Consider the following 19,513-nt stretch of genomic DNA (forward strand, 5'->3'; position numbering starts at 1 on the left):
GGGCGGCAGGGACAAAAACGATGTTGATAGGCTATTCCAGCGATAGTTCCCGTTTTATTGTTTATGAAAAGGGAATTATGAATAACATAAATGGCTAATTGTAAATTTTCGACAGGGGATTATAGTGAAGCCGTAGTTTAGAGCCACTGCAAACGCTTGATGCAGAGCAGATAAACGCTTCAGGTAAGCTTAGGAAAAACAGTATTGCCTATCCTCAGTTTACTGTGGGTATTTGGAACTTTTCGATGGATGAGTTGGTTATATCTACGCTGTCGTTCGCTGCTGCGAATTTTCAGTACTTTGATTTTTGTTGGACCCGCTAGTGCTTTATGTTTTATGTGTGACCTCCCTCGTAAGCAGTGACTCCGGCACTGCACACTCTATAGCCTCTATCGTGGTATTCGGTAGAGGCTTTTTTTTATCTACATGACGGGCTATTTGCTCCGTACGTGGTAAATCGCGTAGCCGGCAAAAAACATGGTTAAAAGGTAAATTGACACTGTAATCATTTTGTACTCCTGGTTATCTTTATTGTTGTGCGGCATTTATAACAGAAATCCGGGTACATAATCCGGTAATTGCTTTGGCAACAGCTTTTGCGTGTTAGTGTTGTCGGCGCTGATCGGGGTTTTCCACAAAAACTGTGGATAAGCTTGTTGGTAGGCTGGTAAAAGTTAGCGCAAGTTGCTGTATTTAAGCAGGCGCTCGTAAATTGGCTAATAATTGACCACGGTTACCTGATTCATCAATTACTCAACACCGGAAATCGATAGCTGCAACCTTTGTTTGCCGATCATTTTGACGGAAAATTTTCTAAGCTCTTAGCTGCTCTTCGCCTAGAATGTCTAATCTGCATGGCAAACTTTCAGGATATTTTATGCAAATTCTTGGTGTGGATATTGGCGGTTCGGGTATCAAAGGTGCGATTGTCGATACCTTAACGGGCGAACTGGTCTCCGAACGGCACCGGATCGATACGCCGCAGCCGGCAACCCCGGAGGCGGTAGCCGCAGTGCTGGCGCAATTGGTATTGCATTTTGGCTGGACTGGACCCATGGGCTGCGGTTTCCCGGCAGCGATTCAACAGGGCGTTGTGCGCACGGCCGCCAACATCTCCAAGGCCTTTATCGGCACTAATATCGATAAATTGTTTTCAGAAGCCACTAACTGCGAGTGTCACAACTTAAACGATGCGGACGCGGCAGGTATTGCGGAAATGCATTTCGGCGAGGGTGCCGACCAAAAAGGCGTGGTTCTGTTGATTACCATCGGCACCGGTTTGGGAACAGCGCTATTTACCGACGGCAGTCTGCTACCTAATACGGAGCTGGGTCATGTGTATCTGGAAAATGGGCTGGAGGCCGAGCGTTACGCATCCGATGCCGCCCGTAAACTACAAGATTTGGGTTGGAAAGCTTGGGGCAATCGCTTCAACGTTTATTTGAATACGATGGAAAAACTGTTCTGGCCCGATCTGATCATTTTGGGCGGCGGTGCGAGTAAAAAATTTGATAAATTCAAAGAGCAGATAGGCATAAAAACGCCGGTGAAGCCGGCGGCATTTCTAAACCAGGCCGGTATTGTCGGCGCGGCTTTATTTGCTAAATCGAAAGTTACCTGAGCGATGGCGCTTCAGGACAGAAAACCTTGTTATTGAAGACGGTAAAACAAGAGTTTTTTCAAGTAGCGCTAATATTTTTACCTTCGATAAATTCTGTTTCCAAGTCACCTTGACTATGAAATTACCCGCGGTAACCTGAGCTCATGAGGTTGCTGGCAGTGAAAAATTTATTTTTCCGTGAGAGCAATCAGACAAGATAGTCGGCAGCCTCATATTTCCCATATGTAGTAAAAGCTAATTTTCTGACTTCTTGTATCGCAAGCTTGTCGGAGATTGGTGCAAATCATGGGTGGTGCTGGTGACGCAAGCCTCTAGGTCGGGAGATAGCTAGAGGCCCGTCATCAGTATCATTCCTGGTAGTTTCTTTATCCGCAAATGACTAAAACGCCATGTACCAGCGTTTTAGTTTGTTCCAACGCCAAGTGCCTTTACTGCCCAATCCCGCCCGTGTACCATGCTGCGAACTATCGCGCCGATATTGCTGATGGATGTGCCGGCGCCGTTATCAACCGCCGACCGAAGCGAGAAAACTCATGACAACGCTCAATATCAACGGTAAAAGCCGCAAGATAAATCTGCCCGCTGACACACCACTGCTTTGGGCGCTGCGCGACCAATTAGGGTTGACCGGCACCAAATACGGTTGCGGTATGGCAGTGTGCGGCGCCTGTACGGTGCATATCGACGGCGAGCCGACCCGCGCTTGTGTCACGCCTATTTCGGCTGCGGTGGGCAAAAAAATTGTCACTATCGAAGCGATAGAACAGGATCAGACCGGTAAAAAAGTCCAGGACGCTTGGTTGAATTTGGGCGTGCCGCAATGCGGTTATTGTCAAGCGGGGCAAGTGATGGCGGCTACGGCTTTGCTCAAAAATCATCCGCAACCCAGCGATGCCGACATCGATAAAGCCATGAGCGGCAATTTATGCCGTTGCGGCACTTATCCGCGGATTCGCGCAGCGATCAAGCAGGCTGCCGGTTTGCCGGAGGTACAATCATGAAAAACTCAGCCGAATTTCTGCAAGCCAATAACAAGCCAAGCGATACCGACGACGATTATTTGATCGACAACGTCAGCCGCCGGACCTTTATCAAGCAGTTTGCTTTGAGCGGCTTCGTGTTGGCCGTCGGTCTGCCTACTTTGCTCAGAGCGGACGAAGCCGCCGCACCGGCAGCCGCCGGCAAGTTCGGGGCCGACGCAATGCCGCACGGTTGGGTTGATAATCCTTTGGTGTTTGTGGCTATCGCCGCCGACGGTGCGGTCAATATCATCTGCCATCGTTCCGAGATGGGGCAGGGCATACGCACCAGCTTGCCGATGGTGGTGGCTGACGAGCTGGAAGCCGACTGGTCCAGGGTGCATGTGGTGCAGGCGCCCGGCGACGAAAAGCGCTTTGGCAATCAAGACACCGACGGTTCACGCAGCATGCGCCACTTTTTCATGCCGATGCGCCGGGTCGGCGCGGCCGCCAGACAAATGCTGGAAGCTGCGGCGGCAGCCCGTTGGCGCGTGCCGGTAACAGAAGTCCGCGCCGAGCAGCACCGGATACTGCACATCCCCAGCGGCAAAGCCTTGGGCTACGGCGAATTGGCCAAAGCAGCGGCGAAATTGCCGGTGCCAGACCGCGATAGCTTGCGTTTGAAGAATTCTGCGGAATTTCGTTACATCGGTAAAGGCCGGCAAGGCATTTATGATGGCCGGGATATTGTGTCCGGACGTGCCATGTATGGCATCGATACCCAACTGAAGGGCCTGCTCTACGCCGTCGTGGCACGACCGCCGGTATTGGGCGGCAAGGTTTTAAAATATGACGCCAGTGTCGCGCTGAAGGTGCCGGGGGTTGTCAAAGTCGTGGAACTGCCCAGCAGTCCGCTGCCGGCCGAATTTAATCCGCTTGGTGGCGTCGCGGTGATTGCCAGCAACACCTGGGCGGCTATTCAGGGCCGCAACGCCTTAAAAATCGAGTGGGACAATGGCGAACACGCCAGCTACGATTCTCTAGCTTACAAAGCCGAACTGGAAGCAGCAGTCCGCCAACCAGGCAAAGTGGTGCGCCAACAAGGTGATGTCGATGTTGCCTTGCAAGGCGCGGCCGAACGTCTGGAAGCGGAATATTATTTGCCGCATCTCGCCCAGGCACCGATGGAACCACCGGCAGCGACGGCCCGAATCAGCAAGGGCCATTGCGAAATTTGGACTTGTACCCAGGCGCCGCAGTTAACCCGGGATAAGGTCGCGAAATGGCTGAAACTGCCGGAAGACAAAGTGACGGTGAATGTTACGCTGCTGGGTGGTGGATTTGGCCGTAAATCCAAGCCCGATTACGTCATCGAAGCGGCTTTGTTATCGCAAGCGATGCAAGGCAAACCGGTCAAAGTCACCTGGACCCGCGAGGACGATTTGCATCATGCCTATTTCCACACGGTGTCCTTGGAGCGTTTGGAAGCGGGTTTGGATGCGCAGGGCAAACCGATAGCCTGGCTGCACAGAACTGCGGCACCGAGCATTTCATCTACTTTCGGACCGGACAGCAAGCAACAGATGCCGGTGGAATTGGGGATGGGGGTGATTAACGTGCCGTTTGCCATCGACAATCTGCGTATCGAAAATCCGCCGGCCGCCGCGCATACCCGTATCGGCTGGTTTCGCTCGGTATCCAATATTCCGCATGCGTTTGCCGTGCAGTCCTTTGTGGCGGAAATGGCGACCGCGGCGGGACGCGATCATCGGGATTTTCTGCTGGACTTAATTGGCCCGGCGCGGCGTATCGATCCGACCAGTCTAAACGACACCTGGAATCATGGCGAATCGCCCGCGCTTTATCCGGTCGATACCGGCCGTCTGCGCCGCGTGATCGAAACGGTGACTCGCGAAGCCGGCTGGGGCCGGCAGTTGCCCAAAGGCCAAGGCTTGGGGTTGGCTGCACATTACAGCTTTGTGACTTATGTGGCTGTCGTTGTGGAAGTGGTAGTGGATGAAGCCGGCAAATTAAGCATTCCTAGGGTCGATGTGGCGGTGGATTGTGGGCCGCAAGTCAATCCCGAGCGGATTCGTGCGCAGATCGAGGGGGCTTGTGTCATCGGTGTCAGCTTGGCGACGCTCGGTGAAATCAGTTTTAAAAACGGCGCCGTGCAGCAAGACAATTTTCATGCTTATCAACTCACGCGCATCGACGACGCGCCACGCGAAATCAAAGTGCATCTGCTGCCGCCCGCCGAATTCGATACGCCCCTGGGCGGGGTTGGCGAACCGGGCGTGCCTCCGATTGCGCCGGCACTGTGTAATGCGATTTTTGCCGCCACCGGGCAGCGGATCCGGCAGTTACCGATAGGCGATCAGCTGCTGAAAGACTGAGAATTTATGGGCATGGCGGTGAGCTGAATTAGCTTGCCGCACCCGTTTAAAGCTTTGGTAAAACCGGTCGATAAATGGATGCCAGCCGAAACATGGCGGGTACTATTCAATCCAGAGGAGATAAATCATGTCATCCGTATCGGGAGTAGGTTCAACACCGTATTTCCCTATCACCAACCAAGCGAAACAGCCCGCAGCCAATCAGCAAGCAGCAACGCCGCCCGTGCAAGCGGTTGTGAAAGACACAGATGGCGATAATGATGCAAGAATAGGCAGCAAAATCGACACCTATGCCTGATAGGCCAGCGGTGCCAAGCAGTAAGAAAAAGCCGGGTAACACCGGCTTTTTCTTTTTTAGGGCTCAGGGCTATGGAGTTTGGAGAAAACGCTGCTTGGCTTCGTTGTCTTCGCGTGCGGCGTCTATTTCGCGGATCACACTGCGTAGATCGGCTGGTTTATTACTGTCTGCGAAATGCCCGGTCAGCTGAGTTTCCGGGTGCAAATCGCCGCTTTGGTATAGCTTCCACATTTCCTTACCAAAGTGTGTCGTCAACAATTCCGGCGCGAACTGGCCGAAGTAGGCGGCCATATTAGCAACGTCGCGCTCCAACATCGCGCGGGCGTTGTTATTGCCGGCCGCGTCCACCGCTTGCGGTAAATCGATAATCACCGGCCCGTCGCTGCCGACCAGCACGTTGTATTCCGACAAATCGCCATGCACCAGACCATCGCAGAGCATGCGCACGATCTGGCCAATCAGAAACGCATGGTATTCGCGGGCCAGCTCGGCCGGCATTTCCAGATCGTTCAGCCTAGGTGCCGGGTGGCCGTCGGCATCTGCGACCAATTCCATCAACAGAACGCCGTCAATAAAGTTATAGGGTTTAGGTACTCGCACGCCGGCATCCGCCAAGCGGTATAAAGCCGTCACCTCGGCATTTTGCCAAGCCGATTCCTGCTCTTTACGGCCATAGCTACTGCCTTTTTCCATGGCTCTGGCGCGGCGGCTATTGCGCACTTTGCGGCCTTCCTGGTAAAGCACGCTTTTCTTAAAGCTGCGTTGGTCGGCTTCTTTATAAACCTTGGCGCAGCAGATTTCCGCGCCGCAACGCACCACATACACGGCGGCTTCCTTGCCGCTCTTCAGCGAGCCTATGACCTCGTCGATCAAGCCGCTATCGATTAGGGGTTCAAGTCTTTTCGGTGTTTTCATACTGCCTATTATGCCGCGCTCGCATGAATATCGCGCAAAACTTCTGCCAATCGATGCACTTTTAGCCGCGAGAACAATCCTTATAGTCCCCTCCGGTTCAAATCAATATGTAGTGGTCAACTTTTTTCGGACAGCCAAATAGGTTGTTGATCTGCCATTTTCATTTCATAGCCATTGGGCGGCAGGTAGCCCAGTGACGAATGCAAGCGCCGACTGTTGTAGAAATTGACGATATAGTCGGTCACGTCGCGGCTGGCTTCGGTATGGTTGGCATACTGGCGGCGCCAGACGCGCTCCATCTTCAGATTCAGAAAAAAGCGCTCCATCACCGCATTGTCCCAGCAGTTGCCCTTACGGCTCATGCTGCCTTGAAAGCCATGGCGTGCCAGTAAATCCCGGTATTCGTGACTGGCGTACTGGCTGCCCCGGTCGGAATGCACGATCAGGCCCGGCGGCGGTCGGCGCTGGGCGATAGCGATCTGTAAGGCCGTGCAAACCAGCTCCGCCGGCATGTTGGGCGCCATGGCCCAGCCCACGATTTTGCGCGAATACAGATCCAACACCACCGCCAGATACAGCCAGCCGCTCAGGGTCCGAATATACGTGATGTCCGAGACCCAGGCACGATTAGCCTCAGTCTGTTCAAACTGGCGATCCAGCACGTTCTCGTACACCGGCAGATTGTGATTGCTGTCGGTGGTATGCACGAATTTGGGCTTCCAGATCGGCTTGAGCTGGAGTTCCTTCATCAGGCTGCGCACACGATAGCGGCCGATCTCAACGCCCTGTCCCGCCAATTCTTTACGCAGACGGCGACTGCCATAACATTGACCCGTGGCGTCAAACAGGCTCCGCAGCCGAACCCGCGTGCCGCAAAGCGCTTGCGGCTGCCGAACGCGCCGTCGGGCCGCATACAGTCCAGATCGACTGACGCCCAGCAATTGGCAGCTCTGTTGTACGGTGACGGCCTTCTCTGCTGTTAGCTGCTGAATCACTTGGTGTTTCATCGCAGTTCTCTGGCAAAGAAGGCCGAAGCCTTTTTGAGCAGTTCGTTATCCGAACGCAGTTGCCGATTTTCCTGTTCCAGCTGCCGAATCCGCTGCTGGTCCGGGGTTAACGGCTTGCCCATACCCGGCTGACCGGATTGCTCCGCCTGCACCTGCTTCAACCAGCGACGCACCGCCGTCTCACCCAGTTTGAGTTCCTGGCAAACCTGAGCCACCGTCAGTCCTTGCTCCTGGATCATCTTCACTACTTGCAGCTTGAACGCCGCATCAAAACTTCGTCTTTCTTGTTTCATTAGGTTCACCTTCTAGATTGATAGTTTATCAACCTATCTCGGTGTCCATTATTATTAGACCACTACAATAAGCGCCGATTCGTAAAGGCTATCCATTGAATCGCCGTTGATTTCTCGGTGGCTACAACCTTAGATAAAATCGGGTTTGCCGGGCTCGCGTAGCGTCTGCTAGTGCGCTTGGTTTTACTTTGGTGTTGGTGAATAGGTCGCTTTTTGACATTTTGCTGTTACATTAGCGCTTTTATAAAACGACTCGGCAAGCACCGCTCATCTCATATCATGGCAGATTCAAAACATATCATCATCGTTGGCGCTGGCCCGGGCGGCTTGTGCGCCGGCATGTTACTCAGTCATCGCGGCTTTAAAGTATCCATTTTCGATAAACATCCCAATGTCGGCGGCCGCAATCGGGCCATCACCATGGATGGTTTTACCTTCGATACCGGCCCGACCTTTTTGCTGATGAAGGGTGTTTTGGACGAAATGTTTGAGTTGTGCGGCCGGCGTAGCGAAGACTATATGCAGTTTATGCCGCTGAGTCCGATGTACCGCCTGTTGTATGACGACCGCGAGATCAATGTGTTTTCCGACCGGGAAAACATGCGCGCCGAACTGGAGCGGGTATTCGATGAAGGCAGCGCCGGCTACGAGCGTTTCATGGATAACGAGCGCAGCCGCTTCAATCGTTTGTACCCGTGCATTACCCGCGATTACTCGAATTGGTCTTCGTTCTTCTCGCTGGATTTGATCAAGGCCTTGCCTTGGCTTGCCTTTCCAAAAAGCGTGTTCAACAACCTGGGCCAGTATTTTGACAAGGAAAAAATGCGCCTGGCGTTTTGTTTCCAATCCAAGTATCTGGGCATGTCGCCCTGGGAGTGTCCGGCACTGTTTACCATGTTGCCGTACCTTGAGCATGAATATGGCATTTACCATGTGGCCGGCGGTTTGAATAAGATTGCGACGGCGATGGCGCAAGTGGTGACCGAGTCCGGCGGCGAGATTCATTTGAATGCCGAAATCTCCTCCTTGATCGTCGAAGACGGCGCGACCAAGGGTGTGAGACTGCAAAACGGCGAGGAAGTACGCGGCGACGAAGTGATCGTCAATGCCGATTTTGCCCACGCTATGACGCATTTACTGGAGCCCGGTACCTTGCGCAAATACGATCATCAGCAATTGCAAAAGCGCGAGTATTCCTGCTCGACCTTCATGCTCTATTTGGGCCTGGATAAACAATACGATTTGCCGCACCACACCATCGTATTTGCCAAGGATTACCGTACCAATATCCGTAATATTTTCAGCAATAAAACTTTGACCGAGGATTTTTCGTTTTACGTGCAAAACGCTTCGGTCAGCGATGCCAGCCTGGCGCCGGCCGGCAAGTCGGCGCTATACGTGCTGGTGCCAATGCCGAATAACGACAGTGGCGTGGATTGGCAAGCTCATTGCGCCGCTGTGCGCGAGCAAGTGCTGGATACGCTGGGCGCGCGTCTGGGTTTGAACGATCTTCGTGAGCATATCGAATGTGAAAAGATCATCACCCCCGGCACCTGGGAAAGCGAGGAGCACGTTTATAAAGGCGCGACCTTCAGCCTGTCGCACAAGTTCAGCCAGATGCTGTACTGGCGGCCGCATAATCGCTTTGAAGAGTTAGATAACTGCTATCTGGTTGGCGGCGGCACCCATCCCGGTAGCGGTTTGCCGACTATTTACGAGTCGGCGCGGATTTCCTCGAATCTGATTTCCCGCAAGCACCGGGTGCATTTCAAGGAAATCCAGCAAAGTACCTGGCTGAAAAAAGCCAAGGCCTAAGTGATGGCGACGATGCAGGCCGTTTCACCGGTCGATGGCCGCGTGTTGGGTGACTTTCCGGTTAGCGATTTAGCGGCGATTCAGCAGCAGATGCTTGCTGCGCGTGCTGCGGCGCAAATCTGGGACAAACGGCCGGTAGCCGAAAGGGCGAAAATTCTAGCCAAGCTGGTGCCTTTATTGATGGCCGAATTGGACGCGATTTGCGAGCAAATCAGTCTGACTACGGGCAAAGTTCGTACCGAAGCTTTGCTGGGTGAGATTTACCCGGTTTTGGATTTGGCCCGCTATTACCAAAAGCACGCCGCCAATATCCTGGTCTATCAAGGCATTCCCACGTCACCGTTTGCCTTTCCTGGCGCCACTGCCGGTATCGAGCGGCGGCCCTACGGCGTGGTGGCGGTCATTTCACCGTGGAATTATCCGTTTCAACTGTCGGTCGGGCCGATGCTGACCGCATTGTTTGCCGGCAACGCGGTGATTCTGAAACCCTCCGAATTAAGCTTGCCGGTCGGTCAGCTGATTTTCGCTTTATTTAAGCAATTGGATTTACCTGAAGGTTTAGTGCAATGGTTGGTTGGCGACGGTGTGACCGGGGCGCAGCTGATCGACGCCGGTCCGGATTTGGTGTTTTTTACCGGAGGCCTGACTGGTGGTAAAGCCGTCATGCAGCGCGCCGCGCAGCATCCGATTCCGGTGTTGCTGGAATTGGGCGGCAAAGACCCGATGCTGGTATTCAACGATGCGGTATTGCAACGCGCGGCCGATGCGGCTTTGTACGGTGCGTTCTGCAATAGCGGCCAGGTCTGCGTGTCGGTCGAGCGTTTGTATGTCCAGCAGGACTGTCACGATGAATTTTTAAGCTTGTTGCAACAGGGCGTTTCGCAATTGCAGGTCGGGCACCGCCCGCACGGCGACTTGGGTGCAATGACCAGCGAAAGGCAAATTGCAGTTGTCGAGGCGCATTACCAGGATGCCATTGCCCAAGGCGCGCAAGCCTCCGGGCCGCTGGAACGGCAGGGTAATTACCTTAAACCCGTCGTGCTATGGAATGTCCATCACGGCATGCGGGTAATGCGCGAGGAAAGCTTTGGGCCCTTGCTGCCGGTGATGGCCTTTAGTGACGAAGCCGACGCCATCCGTCTGGCTAACGACAGCGAGTTTGGTTTGAATGCCAGCATCTGGAGCCAGGATATTGCTAAAGCCGAGCGGGTCGCCGGCCAACTCGAAGTAGGTAACTGGGCAGTCAACGACGTGATCAAGAACATCGGCCATCCCGGCTTGCCGTTCGGCGGCGTGAAAAAAAGCGGCTTTGGCCGTTATCACGGCGCGGAAGGTTTGCGCAATTTTACGTATGCGGTGGCGGGCATGACCAGCCGCAGCCATTTACCCAAGGAACCTAACTGGTTTCCGTATTCGGAACAGCGCTACCAGGATTTCAAGGGCTATATGGACTTTGTCTACGGCGAAGGTTCGCTGTTGCAACGCATCAAGCGCAACTGGCCGGCGCTACAAGCTTTTCGGGAATATTCAGCGTTCGATTTAACTCAGCGCTGGCAAAATCTTAAATTACTGTTGTCATGGAAACGGGACTACTGATGAAGCAAAACAATAACAATAAACGTGTCGTCGTCATCGGCGCCGGTCTGGGCGGTTTGTCGGCGGCTATTTCGCTGGCTAGCGAAGGTTTCGCGGTGGAGTTGGTTGAAAAGAACGACAAGGTCGGTGGCAAGCTGAACATCATGACCAAAGACGGCTTCACTTTCGATTTGGGACCGTCGATCCTGACCATGCCGCATATCTTCGAAGCACTGTTTACCAAAGTCGGTAAAAACATGGCCGATTATGTCGGCATCGAAAAAGTCGAGCCGCATTGGCGCAATTTCTTTGAAGACGGCACGACCATTGATTTGTGTGAAGACCCGGAAAATCAGCGCCGCGAGCTGGACAAACTGGGCCCGAATACTGCCGCCGAATTCGCCAACTTTATGGCCTATTCCAGAAAGCTGGGTACGGAAACCGAAGCCGGTTACTTTGCCAAGGGCTTGGATACCTTCTGGGAATTGCTGAAGTTTTACGGCCCCATCCGCGCCTTGAATTTCGACGTATTTCGGTCGATGGATCAGGGCGTCAAACGCTTTATTTCCCATCCCAAATTGATCGACATCCTCAATTACTTCATCAAATACGTCGGCTCGTCGCCTTACGATTCGCCGGCATTGATGAATCTGATGCCTTACATTCAATACGAATACGGCCTGTGGTATGTGAAAGGCGGCATGTACGGTTTGGCGCAGGCTATGGAAAAGTTGGCGCTCGAGTTGGGCGTAACCATTCGTTTGAACAGCGAAGTTGAGGAAATTCAATACCAAGCCGGCAAAGCCACCGGCATCAAACTGCAAGGCGGCGAGGTATTGGCGGCGGACATCGTGGTATCGAATATGGAAGTGATTCCGGCGATGGACAAATTGCTGCATAACTCACCGGCGGAACTGAAAAAAATGCAGCGCTTCGAGCCGACCTGTTCCGGCTTGGTGTTGCATTTGGGTGTGAACCGGTTGTATCCGCAATTGGCGCATCACAATTTCTTTTATTCCGATCATCCGCGCGAGCATTTCGACGCGGTGTTTCGTAGCGGCAAATTGTCCGACGACCCAACGATCTATTTGGTCGCGCCGTGCAAAACCGATCCGAGCCAGGCGCCGGACGGTTGCGAGATTATCAAGATCCTGCCGCATATCCCGCATATCAATCCGGACAAACCGCTGACGGCCGACGATTATTGGGCGTTGCGCGAGCGGGTATTGGCCAAACTGGAGCGCATGGGTTTGACCGATTTGCGCCAACACATCGTCACCGAAGAATACTGGACGCCTCTGGATATTCAGGCCAAATATTATTCCAATCTGGGCTCGATTTACGGCGTGGTGGCGGACCGTTGGAAAAATCTCGGCTTCAAGGCCCCGCAACGCAGCAAGCAATTAAGCAATCTGTATTTCGTCGGCGGCAGCGTCAATCCGGGCGGCGGTATGCCGATGGTGACCTTGTCCGGACAGTTGGTGCGGGATAAGATTTTGGCGGACTTGGGGCAGGCTTAGCCCCAGGCAGACAAAAAATAGGATTTGCATAAGCCGGTTAAATTTAAGCCTACACTTAAGCGGCGTTTGCATGGCTTGGGGTTAGCCCGGCATAAACCCATTCGCGCCGGAGTGCAGTGTTCACGCGCCTTTGGCTTATTTCGTATGCCTACTGTTAGCTAGATTTTATGCTGCTTTTTTTTCGGAATATCCCGGCATCGACCCGGCCCAACGAGTTGTATTCTTACGTGGCGATGGCGGTCAGTGAAGATTTAATAGAACAGGCCAAGCACGTGATAACCGTCGACGTGATGGTGATTCGGGACAAGCGCAGCAATCAGCTGGAGCATCACGGCCTGGTGTCAGTGAATTCCGATGAAGCCGGTATTCGCGCTATTAAGAATCTGAACGGCCTGTTGTTTAACGGTTGCGAGGTTTTGGTGCGAGTTTACAAACAGCGCGACGTCAAAAATGACCGGCGCCGCAATGGGGTGCCGGTGCCGAGTGAGATTATCGAGAAACGCATTCAGGATCGGCGCCGCGGCGCTAGCGTGGAAATTTATGTCGATTTTTCCAATGTGTTCTATCCCATCACGCTTTAAAGGCGCCATGCCGTTTGGGTATTAGACCGCTGCTAAAGCCAGACGCGCACGCAGTTCCGGCCATTTTCCTTAGAGGTGTATAACGCTTTATCGGCCTTGGTCAAGACGCAATCCGCCGTACCGCTATCGGCATGCATTAAGGCAATCCCGATGCTGACGGTTATTGGAATTACATGCTTATCTATCATCAGCGGTGTATCGGCCAGCTCCTTACGTAAGCGTTCGGCAATGATCATGGCGGGTTCGGCATCGGTCTCAGGCATGAATATCGCGAACTCCTCGCCGCCAATCCGGCCCACCACATCGATCTGACGTAATTCCGCGCGCATAATGCCGGCAAAGTGCTGCAACATCGCGTCGCCGGTGGGGTGTCCGTAACCGTCGTTAATCTGCTTGAAATGATCCAGGTCCAGCATTAATACCGCTACCCGGTGATTATTGCGCTTTACCCTAGCAAATTCGTTTTCCAGACGGGCCATAAAGTGCCGGCGATTTAAAAAACCGGTCAAGCCGTCGGTCGTTGCCAATTCCCACAGTTCGGTTTGCATCCGTTTACGTTCGCTGACATCCTGCTTAACGCCCACGAAATGGCGTATGCAGCCTTGCTGATCCTTGACGGGGGAAATCACCAGCTCTTCGTCATACAGTTCGCCATTTTTACGCCGGTTGACGATTTCGCCGCGCCAGGTGTTTCCGGACAGTATGGTGTCCCATAAATTGTGATAAAAGGCCGGGTCTTGCTTGCCGGATTTGACCAGTTCGTTGGGCCGCATACCGATAGCTTCGTGGCGGCTAAACCCGGTCAGGGTTTCAAAAGCTTTATTGGCCCATTCGATATTGGCATTGATGTCGGTGATCACGACACCGTGTTCCACCGTTTCCAGAGCTGATATCAGCAAGTGGTCGCGCAACTCCGACGCCTTGCGTAAGCTGATATCCTGATGGATACCCACCGCGCGAATTGGTTGACCATGAAAATCCCACTCCAGCACGCGGCCGGTATCGTGCACCCAAACCCAATGGCCATCCTTGTGAAGTAAGCGATGTTCAACAGAGTAAAGCTCGGTTTCGCCGCGCAAATGCGGCTCCAGAGAGGCTGTGATTAACGGCCAGTCATCCGGATGCACCAAGCGTTTCCATATGTCGATATCGGATCCGACTTCGTCAAGCGTGTACCCCAGCATCGAGGCCCATAGGTCGTTAAAAATCACTTTCCCGCTGGGAACATGCCAATCCCATAAGCCCAGGCTGGCGCTCTGCAAGGCCATGCCCATCCGTTGTTCGGACTCGTGAAGCCGTTTTTCCAAGCTTATCCGCGTCAGCGCGTAGCGTATGGCCCTGACTAAACTGTCGGTGTCTATGCTGGTTTTGAGCAGATAATCCTGCGCGCCGCAGTCCAGAGCCTTCAGAGAAAACTCGGTATCGTCGTGCCCGGTCAGCACGATAATCGGCAGCACTCGGGTCGCTTTGCGGATGCGTCTGACGGTATCCAGGCCGCGCGAATCCGGTAGGCTTAAATCCACCAGCACCACGTCGATCTTTTGTTGGGCAATGATTTGTTCGCCATCCGCCAAATTTTCGCGCCAGATCAACTCAAAACGCAGATTAGGCGAGGCGCGCAAATATTGCCGAACCAGGCTGGCATCGCCCGGTTCGTCTTCAATTAATAAAACGCAGCAATTTGTCGCTTCAGTCATAGTTATTGCTTGCAGGGTAAGCGCACGACATTGAACCAATAGCCTTCGATTTGCCGAACCGCCGCGATAAATTGTTCGACATCCACCGGCTTGGTGATGTAACTGCTGGCGCCTAGTTGGTAGGTTGCCACTACGTCACGCTCAATATCGGATGTGGTCAGGACAATAGCCGGGATGCTGGAGAAGTCCGGTTCCGACTTGATTTTAGCCAGAAACTCGCGGCCGTTCATACGCGGCATATTCAGATCCAGCAAGATCAAATCCGGGCGCGGCACATCGGTATAGTCGGCACCTTGCCGCCGCAAAAACGCCAGCGCTTCGACACCGTCCCAGACATGATGCAGATTGCAACGCACCCGGTTTTCCTTGAAACTCATTTTCACCAGATGGGCGTCGGCGGGTTCGTCTTCCACCAGCAGCACATCGAACAGCTGCGTTGATTTATCCGTCATGCTTATTTCCTTCGATATTGGGTAGCTCGAACACCACTGCCGTACCGTTCTGCGCCGTACTTTCTATCCAAATTTTGCCGCGACAGCTACTGACGATACGGCGGGCTATCGACAAACCGATCCCGGTGCCGGCCTCGTTGTCGCGATAATGCAGGCGCTCAAAAATTTCAAAGACCCGTTGCCGGTATTCCGCATCGATTCCGTCGCCGTTATCCCGCACATAATAACGATTTACGTCCAGATCGGATACGCCGCCAATTTCGATGTGTAAGGGGTGTTCAGGATGGGCTGGCCTGCCGTGCTTGAGGGCATTGTCCAAAAGCAATCTAAAGAGCTCGGTCATGCGGGGGAGATCGATAAAGGCATGCGGTAATTCACCGACGCTGACACTGGCGCCGGCAGTTGCTATCTTGTCCGCTAATGCCTGGATAGCTGCTTCGGCAGCGGCTTTGGCGTCCACATGGGTCATTTTGTCGCGGGCTTGATCGGCCGTCACATACAGTTGAATGTCACGTACCAGACCGATTAAACGCTGGGCGTCGTGTTCCAGATAATCCAGGCTGCTATTAATGTCTTCGTCGCCTAAGGCTTCCGGATACGCCTTCAATGAGTTGCGTAAGCGTTGCGTAAAACTGCCGAAGCGGCGAGTCGGCTCCATCAAATGATGGGCGGAAATTTCCGCGAAACGGCTCAGATCGGCGTTGCTGGTTTCCAGCGCCATGCTGATTTGTCTGCGTTCGGTAATGTCGATGCACGAGCCGATATAACCGACGAATTCGCCGTGGTCGTCGTAGCGGGGAATGCCGGTGTCGAGCAACCAGCGATATTCACCATCGTAGCGTTTCATCCGATATTCCATGCTGAACGGCAGGTGTTTTTCAAAGTGTTGCGTGTAGTGGTTTAGACAAAACGCCAGTTCATCCGGATGCACTGTTTCTGACCAGCCATTACCTTGTTCTTGTTCGATACTGCGCCCGGTAAAGTCTAACCAGACTTTGTTAAACCAATAATAACGCTGGGTGGTGTCCGAGAGCCAAATCATCACCGGCGCCGAGTCCGCCATGGCGCGGAACCGGCTTTCGCTCTCGCGCAATTCGGCGGTCATGTTTTCTGCCAGGACCATTGCTCGGCTGCGGCTATTCACCAATTGCCAAGTCAACAGACTTAATAGCAGGCTCAGGCTTACGCTGTTGCCGGCGATAATGAATGGCTTGTCTTGATCGACACGCGCTTGGAAATTCGGTTCGGCATGAATCAATAAGGTCCACGGGTGGCAAGCCAACACAATCTGTTGTTTGGAAGTCAATAGTGGTTGAATGTTTGCCGGCGGTGCGGAGCCGTACATGCGGCTTTCTTCGTTTAATGTTTCTCCGTCGAATATTTCCAATCCCAAATCGCTTTCTAGTTCGCCGCCAATTCCGGCCATTAAGTCCTTGGTGCGGAATGGTGCGTAAACCCAACCCAGCAGATCGGCGCGGCGTTGCTCCAGCGTATCGTGCGGCACGTCCTTTTTATACACTGGCAGGTACATTAAAAAGCCGGCTTGCACGTCTTGTTCGGTTTCCTGCAATAAGATTACTTTGCCGCTGATGCCCAGGCTATTGTTGTCGCGGGCATAGCTCATCGCGCGGTTTCGAGTTGGCTCAGAGAACATGTCGAAACTGAAGGCGCGTAGATTGCGACCTAAAAAAGGTTCCAGATAAATTATCGATGTATAAAAATCCCGCTCGCCGGCGGGATGGATGTCGTAATCGGCAAAGCCTTGTTTGCGCATCTCGGCAACATGCCGGTCTTTCTCGGTTTTCGGTATCCACAGCGAAAAGCCCACGCCCTGGATGCCGGGAAAGCGTTGGTCAAGGTTCAGTGCGGAGACATATTCCCTATATTCGCTGCGTTCTACCAGTCCTGATGCGGCAAACAAACCCCGGGCGCCATATAACATTTGCTCGTAAGTTTGTAATCGTTGCTCAATACTTTGCACCAATTGCCGGACGCGGAAATCGAAATAGAGCTGGCGTTCGTGTGCCAAGTCTTCAACCGCAATCCGCCAAGCCTGATAGCTGGTGAGCAATGTAATCAGCAGGACTGCCACCGTCAGCCAGTGGCTGTAATACCGCGGTTTGCTCAGGCTTGAGCGTGGCTGGGCGCCGACCGAAGTTTCAGGGTGCTTATTCATGTCGGCTGGCTGTCGGTTGTGGGGGTATAGCCCAAGGGAATTTCAAACGTAAAACAGGAGCCCAGGCCTTCGCCGGCGGAATCCACCCATATTTTGCCGTTGTGATGTTCTATTATGCGCCGGCACAAAGCCAGGCCCATACCGGTGCCTTCGAAGCGCGTGCGGGCTTGCAGGCGGCTAAAGAACTGAAACAGCCTATCAAATTGTCCGGGGTCTATACCGATGCCGTTGTCGCGCACGCTGAGCCGCCAACAGCCGTCAATGACCTCGGAGTTAACATCGATAATGGGAGCTTGGTATTCTTGCCGGTAGTGCAGGGCGTTAACCAACAGGTTTTGCAGCAGGCGGCTGAGCTCGTCGCGGCTGGCATACAGGATAGGCCAGTCGCCTTGGCAACGGATGTTGGCTTGGCATTGTGTTGCCAAGGGTTCGACGAATTGCAACACTTCGTCGCGGACCGCGTCGCTGGCAATCCAGGATTTTTGTTGAGTCTTGCGGCCGACGCGCGAATACTCGAGCAGCGAGACGATCATCGCATCCATCCGTTTGGCACCCTCCAGCGCAAAATTCAGATTTTGCCGCGCGTCTTCATCCAGTGATTCCCTGAGATTGCGTTCCAAAAATTGCAAATGGCCGGAGACCATGCGCAAAGGCTGGCGCATATCGTGGGAGACACTGTAAGCGAACTGTTCCAGATCGACATTGGAACGCAACAAGGCGTCGTGGCTTTGCCTTAATTCTTGTTCTATCTGTTTTTGCTTGTCGATATCGACATGCGTACCCAACATCCGTTGCGGTTTGCCTTCGGGCGTGTGCGCCACCACCATGCCCTTGGCGAGTATCCACTTATAGCGTCCATCCTTGCAGCGCATGCGAAACTCCACCCAATACAATTTATTCTTGCCGTCGAAGTAGTCGGACAGGGTTTGCAGTACCCGGTCGGTATCGTCCGGATGCAGGCTGTCGCGCCAGGCATCGAAGTTATTGGCGAATTCTTCGGGTTGATAACCCACCATTGATTTCCAGCGCGGCGAGAAAAACACCTCGCCGCTGACAATGTCCCAATCCCATACCCCTTCGTCGGCGCCTTCCAGAGCAAATTTCCAGCGATATTCGCTATCCGCCAGTCGAATATTCTGTTCGCGGACTCGGCGCCGTTCCGCAGCGAGATAACGGTTTACCCAGAACAAACTCAAGCTGAGTAACACTACCAGCATGACACCGGCGCTGAGTGCCAGTATCGGTGTCGGGTAGCGTTGCCAAATATCCGTCAACGTGAATGACGGAACGGCGTCGAAGGGCTTGGCACGCACGTTCCGCAGTAGTTGTTCCACCGAATTGTAATCGGCCGGGATGGTAAAGCCTTCAATCCCCGGAATAAGGTCGGGGCTCATCAGCAGCAAACAGCCGGCGACTTTTTTGGCCAGCGCGCGGTCTACGTTGGGCATAGCTAAAAACGGCCACTCGGGATAAAGCGCAGTCGATAGCAGCTTGAATTCAGTAGAGGGTTGGACGTTGAGGATTTTGATTTGCCGCAGATCGAGCTTGCCATTTTTGGCCAAATCCTCCAGAACTCCGGTGCGGACAAAGCCTATATCGGCGTGCCCGGACAATACCGCTTCCGTTACCGCATCGTGCGGCATACCTGTGATGACCAATTGGGATGCCTTGACTATGTCTATGCCGGCTTGGGCGGCTTCGTAGGCTTGCATTTGAAAGCCGCCCAGGGAGTCTTGACTGGTAGCGGCGATTTTTTTGCCGCGCAGGTCGCCGAGTGCGTTGAGATCCAAACGCTCGGCTTTCGCAAAGATGACGCCGCCGAACTTATCCTGAGAGCCGCCGTCCTCGTGTCTGAGCAATGTGGCCAGCGGTGCTGAAAAGCCGTGTTGATAGCTGATATGGACATAGTGGCCGGGATTGGTCAGCACAAAGTCCAATTGGCTACTGTCCACACCGGCCTCCAGTTCGTCGTAGTTCAAAGCTTCGACGATGAATTCGCGCTCCGGTATAGCCTGGTGCAAGACTTTACTCAGTGCTTGCCATTGTTCCAGGGTTTGCGGCTTGGGCCGATAGGCTAATACACCGATCCGCACTGGTGCGTCGGCCAGCGCTGAAAAGCTGACCAGCACGCAACAGCCCAGTAACAGAAATTTAATCCGGTTAAGCAAAGCGTTTGTAATCATTAATAAATGGCCACGGCTCATTTAG

The 19,513-nt window shown here is 53.5% G+C and carries 14 protein-coding genes; 8 read left to right on the forward strand and 6 right to left on the reverse strand.

The genetic code is table 11. The features are described from left to right. Positions 1-877: 877 nt before the first annotated feature. From ppgK to ACR02O_RS09630, 4 genes are all read left to right on the forward strand, one after another. On the forward strand, positions 878-1,621 hold the full coding sequence (ppgK, locus tag ACR02O_RS09615; protein ID WP_458137015.1) for a polyphosphate--glucose phosphotransferase: 744 nt from the start codon (positions 878-880) through the stop codon (positions 1,619-1,621). A 533-nt stretch (positions 1,622-2,154) separates the two neighbouring features. Beyond that, positions 2,155-2,622, forward strand: coding sequence for a (2Fe-2S)-binding protein (locus ACR02O_RS09620; protein WP_033155785.1), 468 nt, complete (start codon positions 2,155-2,157; stop codon positions 2,620-2,622). Then, positions 2,619-4,976 carry a xanthine dehydrogenase family protein molybdopterin-binding subunit gene (locus ACR02O_RS09625; RefSeq protein ID WP_458137016.1) on the forward strand — a complete coding sequence of 786 codons (2,358 nt, stop codon included), beginning with the start codon at positions 2,619-2,621 and terminating at the stop codon, positions 4,974-4,976. The genes ACR02O_RS09620 and ACR02O_RS09625 overlap by 4 nt, the downstream gene beginning before the upstream one ends. A 127-nt stretch (positions 4,977-5,103) precedes the next feature. Continuing rightward, positions 5,104-5,274 carry a hypothetical protein gene (locus ACR02O_RS09630; protein ID WP_165385976.1) on the forward strand — a complete coding sequence of 57 codons (171 nt, stop codon included), beginning with the start codon at positions 5,104-5,106 and terminating at the stop codon, positions 5,272-5,274. A 69-nt stretch (positions 5,275-5,343) separates the two neighbouring features. Here ACR02O_RS09630 and ACR02O_RS09635 read toward each other — a convergent pair whose 3' ends face one another. Both ACR02O_RS09635 and ACR02O_RS09640 read right to left on the reverse strand, forming a co-directional pair. Next, entirely contained in the window at positions 5,344-6,189 is an 846-nt protein-coding gene (locus tag ACR02O_RS09635) for a PA4780 family RIO1-like protein kinase (RefSeq protein ID WP_458137017.1), read from the reverse strand. Positions 6,190-6,305: 116 nt separating this feature from the next. Continuing rightward, positions 6,306-7,489, reverse strand: a protein-coding gene (locus ACR02O_RS09640; protein ID WP_458137018.1) for an IS3 family transposase whose coding sequence is annotated in 2 segments (ribosomal slippage) — positions 6,306-7,225 and positions 7,225-7,489 — 1,185 coding nt in all. Because the reading frame shifts where the segments join, the coding sequence is not laid out codon by codon here. 279 nt (positions 7,490-7,768) lie between these two features. On the opposite strand from ACR02O_RS09640, the gene ACR02O_RS09645 reads away from it, so the two are divergent. From ACR02O_RS09645 to ACR02O_RS09660, 4 genes are all read left to right on the forward strand, one after another. Then, positions 7,769-9,304, forward strand: coding sequence for a phytoene desaturase family protein (locus ACR02O_RS09645; protein ID WP_458137019.1), 1,536 nt, complete (start codon positions 7,769-7,771; stop codon positions 9,302-9,304). A 3-nt stretch (positions 9,305-9,307) separates the two neighbouring features. Then, positions 9,308-10,900: an aldehyde dehydrogenase family protein gene (locus tag ACR02O_RS09650; protein WP_494523270.1), complete on the forward strand. Its 1,593-nt coding sequence runs from the start codon at positions 9,308-9,310 to the stop codon at positions 10,898-10,900. Then, positions 10,900-12,399: a phytoene desaturase family protein gene (locus tag ACR02O_RS09655; protein ID WP_494523271.1), complete on the forward strand. Its 1,500-nt coding sequence runs from the start codon at positions 10,900-10,902 to the stop codon at positions 12,397-12,399. The genes ACR02O_RS09650 and ACR02O_RS09655 overlap by 1 nt, the downstream gene beginning before the upstream one ends. A 167-nt stretch (positions 12,400-12,566) precedes the next feature. Further along, a complete protein-coding gene (locus ACR02O_RS09660) occupies positions 12,567-12,980 on the forward strand; it encodes an RNA recognition motif domain-containing protein (protein WP_101055079.1) in 414 nt (137 codons plus the stop codon). Positions 12,981-13,012: 32 nt separating this feature from the next. Here the strand turns inward: ACR02O_RS09660 and ACR02O_RS09665 are convergent, their stop codons facing one another. The 4 genes from ACR02O_RS09665 to ACR02O_RS09680 are packed head-to-tail and all read right to left on the reverse strand — an operon-like array spanning position 13,013 to position 19,488. Then, complete coding sequence (locus ACR02O_RS09665; protein WP_494523272.1) at positions 13,013-14,677, reverse strand: diguanylate cyclase; 1,665 nt, start codon at positions 14,675-14,677, stop codon at positions 13,013-13,015. 2 nt (positions 14,678-14,679) lie between these two features. Then, a complete protein-coding gene (locus ACR02O_RS09670) occupies positions 14,680-15,129 on the reverse strand; it encodes a response regulator (protein ID WP_494523273.1) in 450 nt (149 codons plus the stop codon). Beyond that, positions 15,119-17,305, reverse strand: a complete 2,187-nt coding sequence (locus tag ACR02O_RS09675) for a CHASE domain-containing sensor histidine kinase (protein ID WP_494523274.1) — start codon at positions 17,303-17,305, stop codon at positions 15,119-15,121. The genes ACR02O_RS09670 and ACR02O_RS09675 overlap by 11 nt, the downstream gene beginning before the upstream one ends. Then, positions 17,302-19,488 (reverse strand): PhnD/SsuA/transferrin family substrate-binding protein, encoded by a 2,187-nt coding sequence (locus tag ACR02O_RS09680; RefSeq protein ID WP_494523275.1) that lies wholly within the window; start codon positions 19,486-19,488, stop codon positions 17,302-17,304. The genes ACR02O_RS09675 and ACR02O_RS09680 overlap by 4 nt, the downstream gene beginning before the upstream one ends. Positions 19,489-19,513 lie beyond the last annotated feature (25 nt).

It is taken from the genome of Methylomonas sp. PHL2-19 (assembly GCF_059331595.1).

Coding starts and splice junctions, on each gene's coding strand:
- ACR02O_RS09675 (WP_494523274.1), bottom strand. CDS start 17,305: ATGAATAAGCACCCTGAAACTTCGGTCGGCGCCCAGCCACGCTCAAGC.
- ppgK (WP_458137015.1), top strand. CDS start 878: ATGCAAATTCTTGGTGTGGATATTGGCGGTTCGGGTATCAAAGGTGCG.
- ACR02O_RS09670 (WP_494523273.1), bottom strand. CDS start 15,129: ATGACGGATAAATCAACGCAGCTGTTCGATGTGCTGCTGGTGGAAGAC.
- ACR02O_RS09645 (WP_458137019.1), top strand. CDS start 7,769: ATGGCAGATTCAAAACATATCATCATCGTTGGCGCTGGCCCGGGCGGC.
- ACR02O_RS09630 (WP_165385976.1), top strand. CDS start 5,104: ATGTCATCCGTATCGGGAGTAGGTTCAACACCGTATTTCCCTATCACC.
- ACR02O_RS09655 (WP_494523271.1), top strand. CDS start 10,900: ATGAAGCAAAACAATAACAATAAACGTGTCGTCGTCATCGGCGCCGGT.
- ACR02O_RS09650 (WP_494523270.1), top strand. CDS start 9,308: ATGGCGACGATGCAGGCCGTTTCACCGGTCGATGGCCGCGTGTTGGGT.
- ACR02O_RS09660 (WP_101055079.1), top strand. CDS start 12,567: ATGCTGCTTTTTTTTCGGAATATCCCGGCATCGACCCGGCCCAACGAG.
- ACR02O_RS09635 (WP_458137017.1), bottom strand. CDS start 6,189: ATGAAAACACCGAAAAGACTTGAACCCCTAATCGATAGCGGCTTGATC.
- ACR02O_RS09620 (WP_033155785.1), top strand. CDS start 2,155: ATGACAACGCTCAATATCAACGGTAAAAGCCGCAAGATAAATCTGCCC.
- ACR02O_RS09625 (WP_458137016.1), top strand. CDS start 2,619: ATGAAAAACTCAGCCGAATTTCTGCAAGCCAATAACAAGCCAAGCGAT.
- ACR02O_RS09665 (WP_494523272.1), bottom strand. CDS start 14,677: ATGACTGAAGCGACAAATTGCTGCGTTTTATTAATTGAAGACGAACCG.
- ACR02O_RS09680 (WP_494523275.1), bottom strand. CDS start 19,488: ATGATTACAAACGCTTTGCTTAACCGGATTAAATTTCTGTTACTGGGC.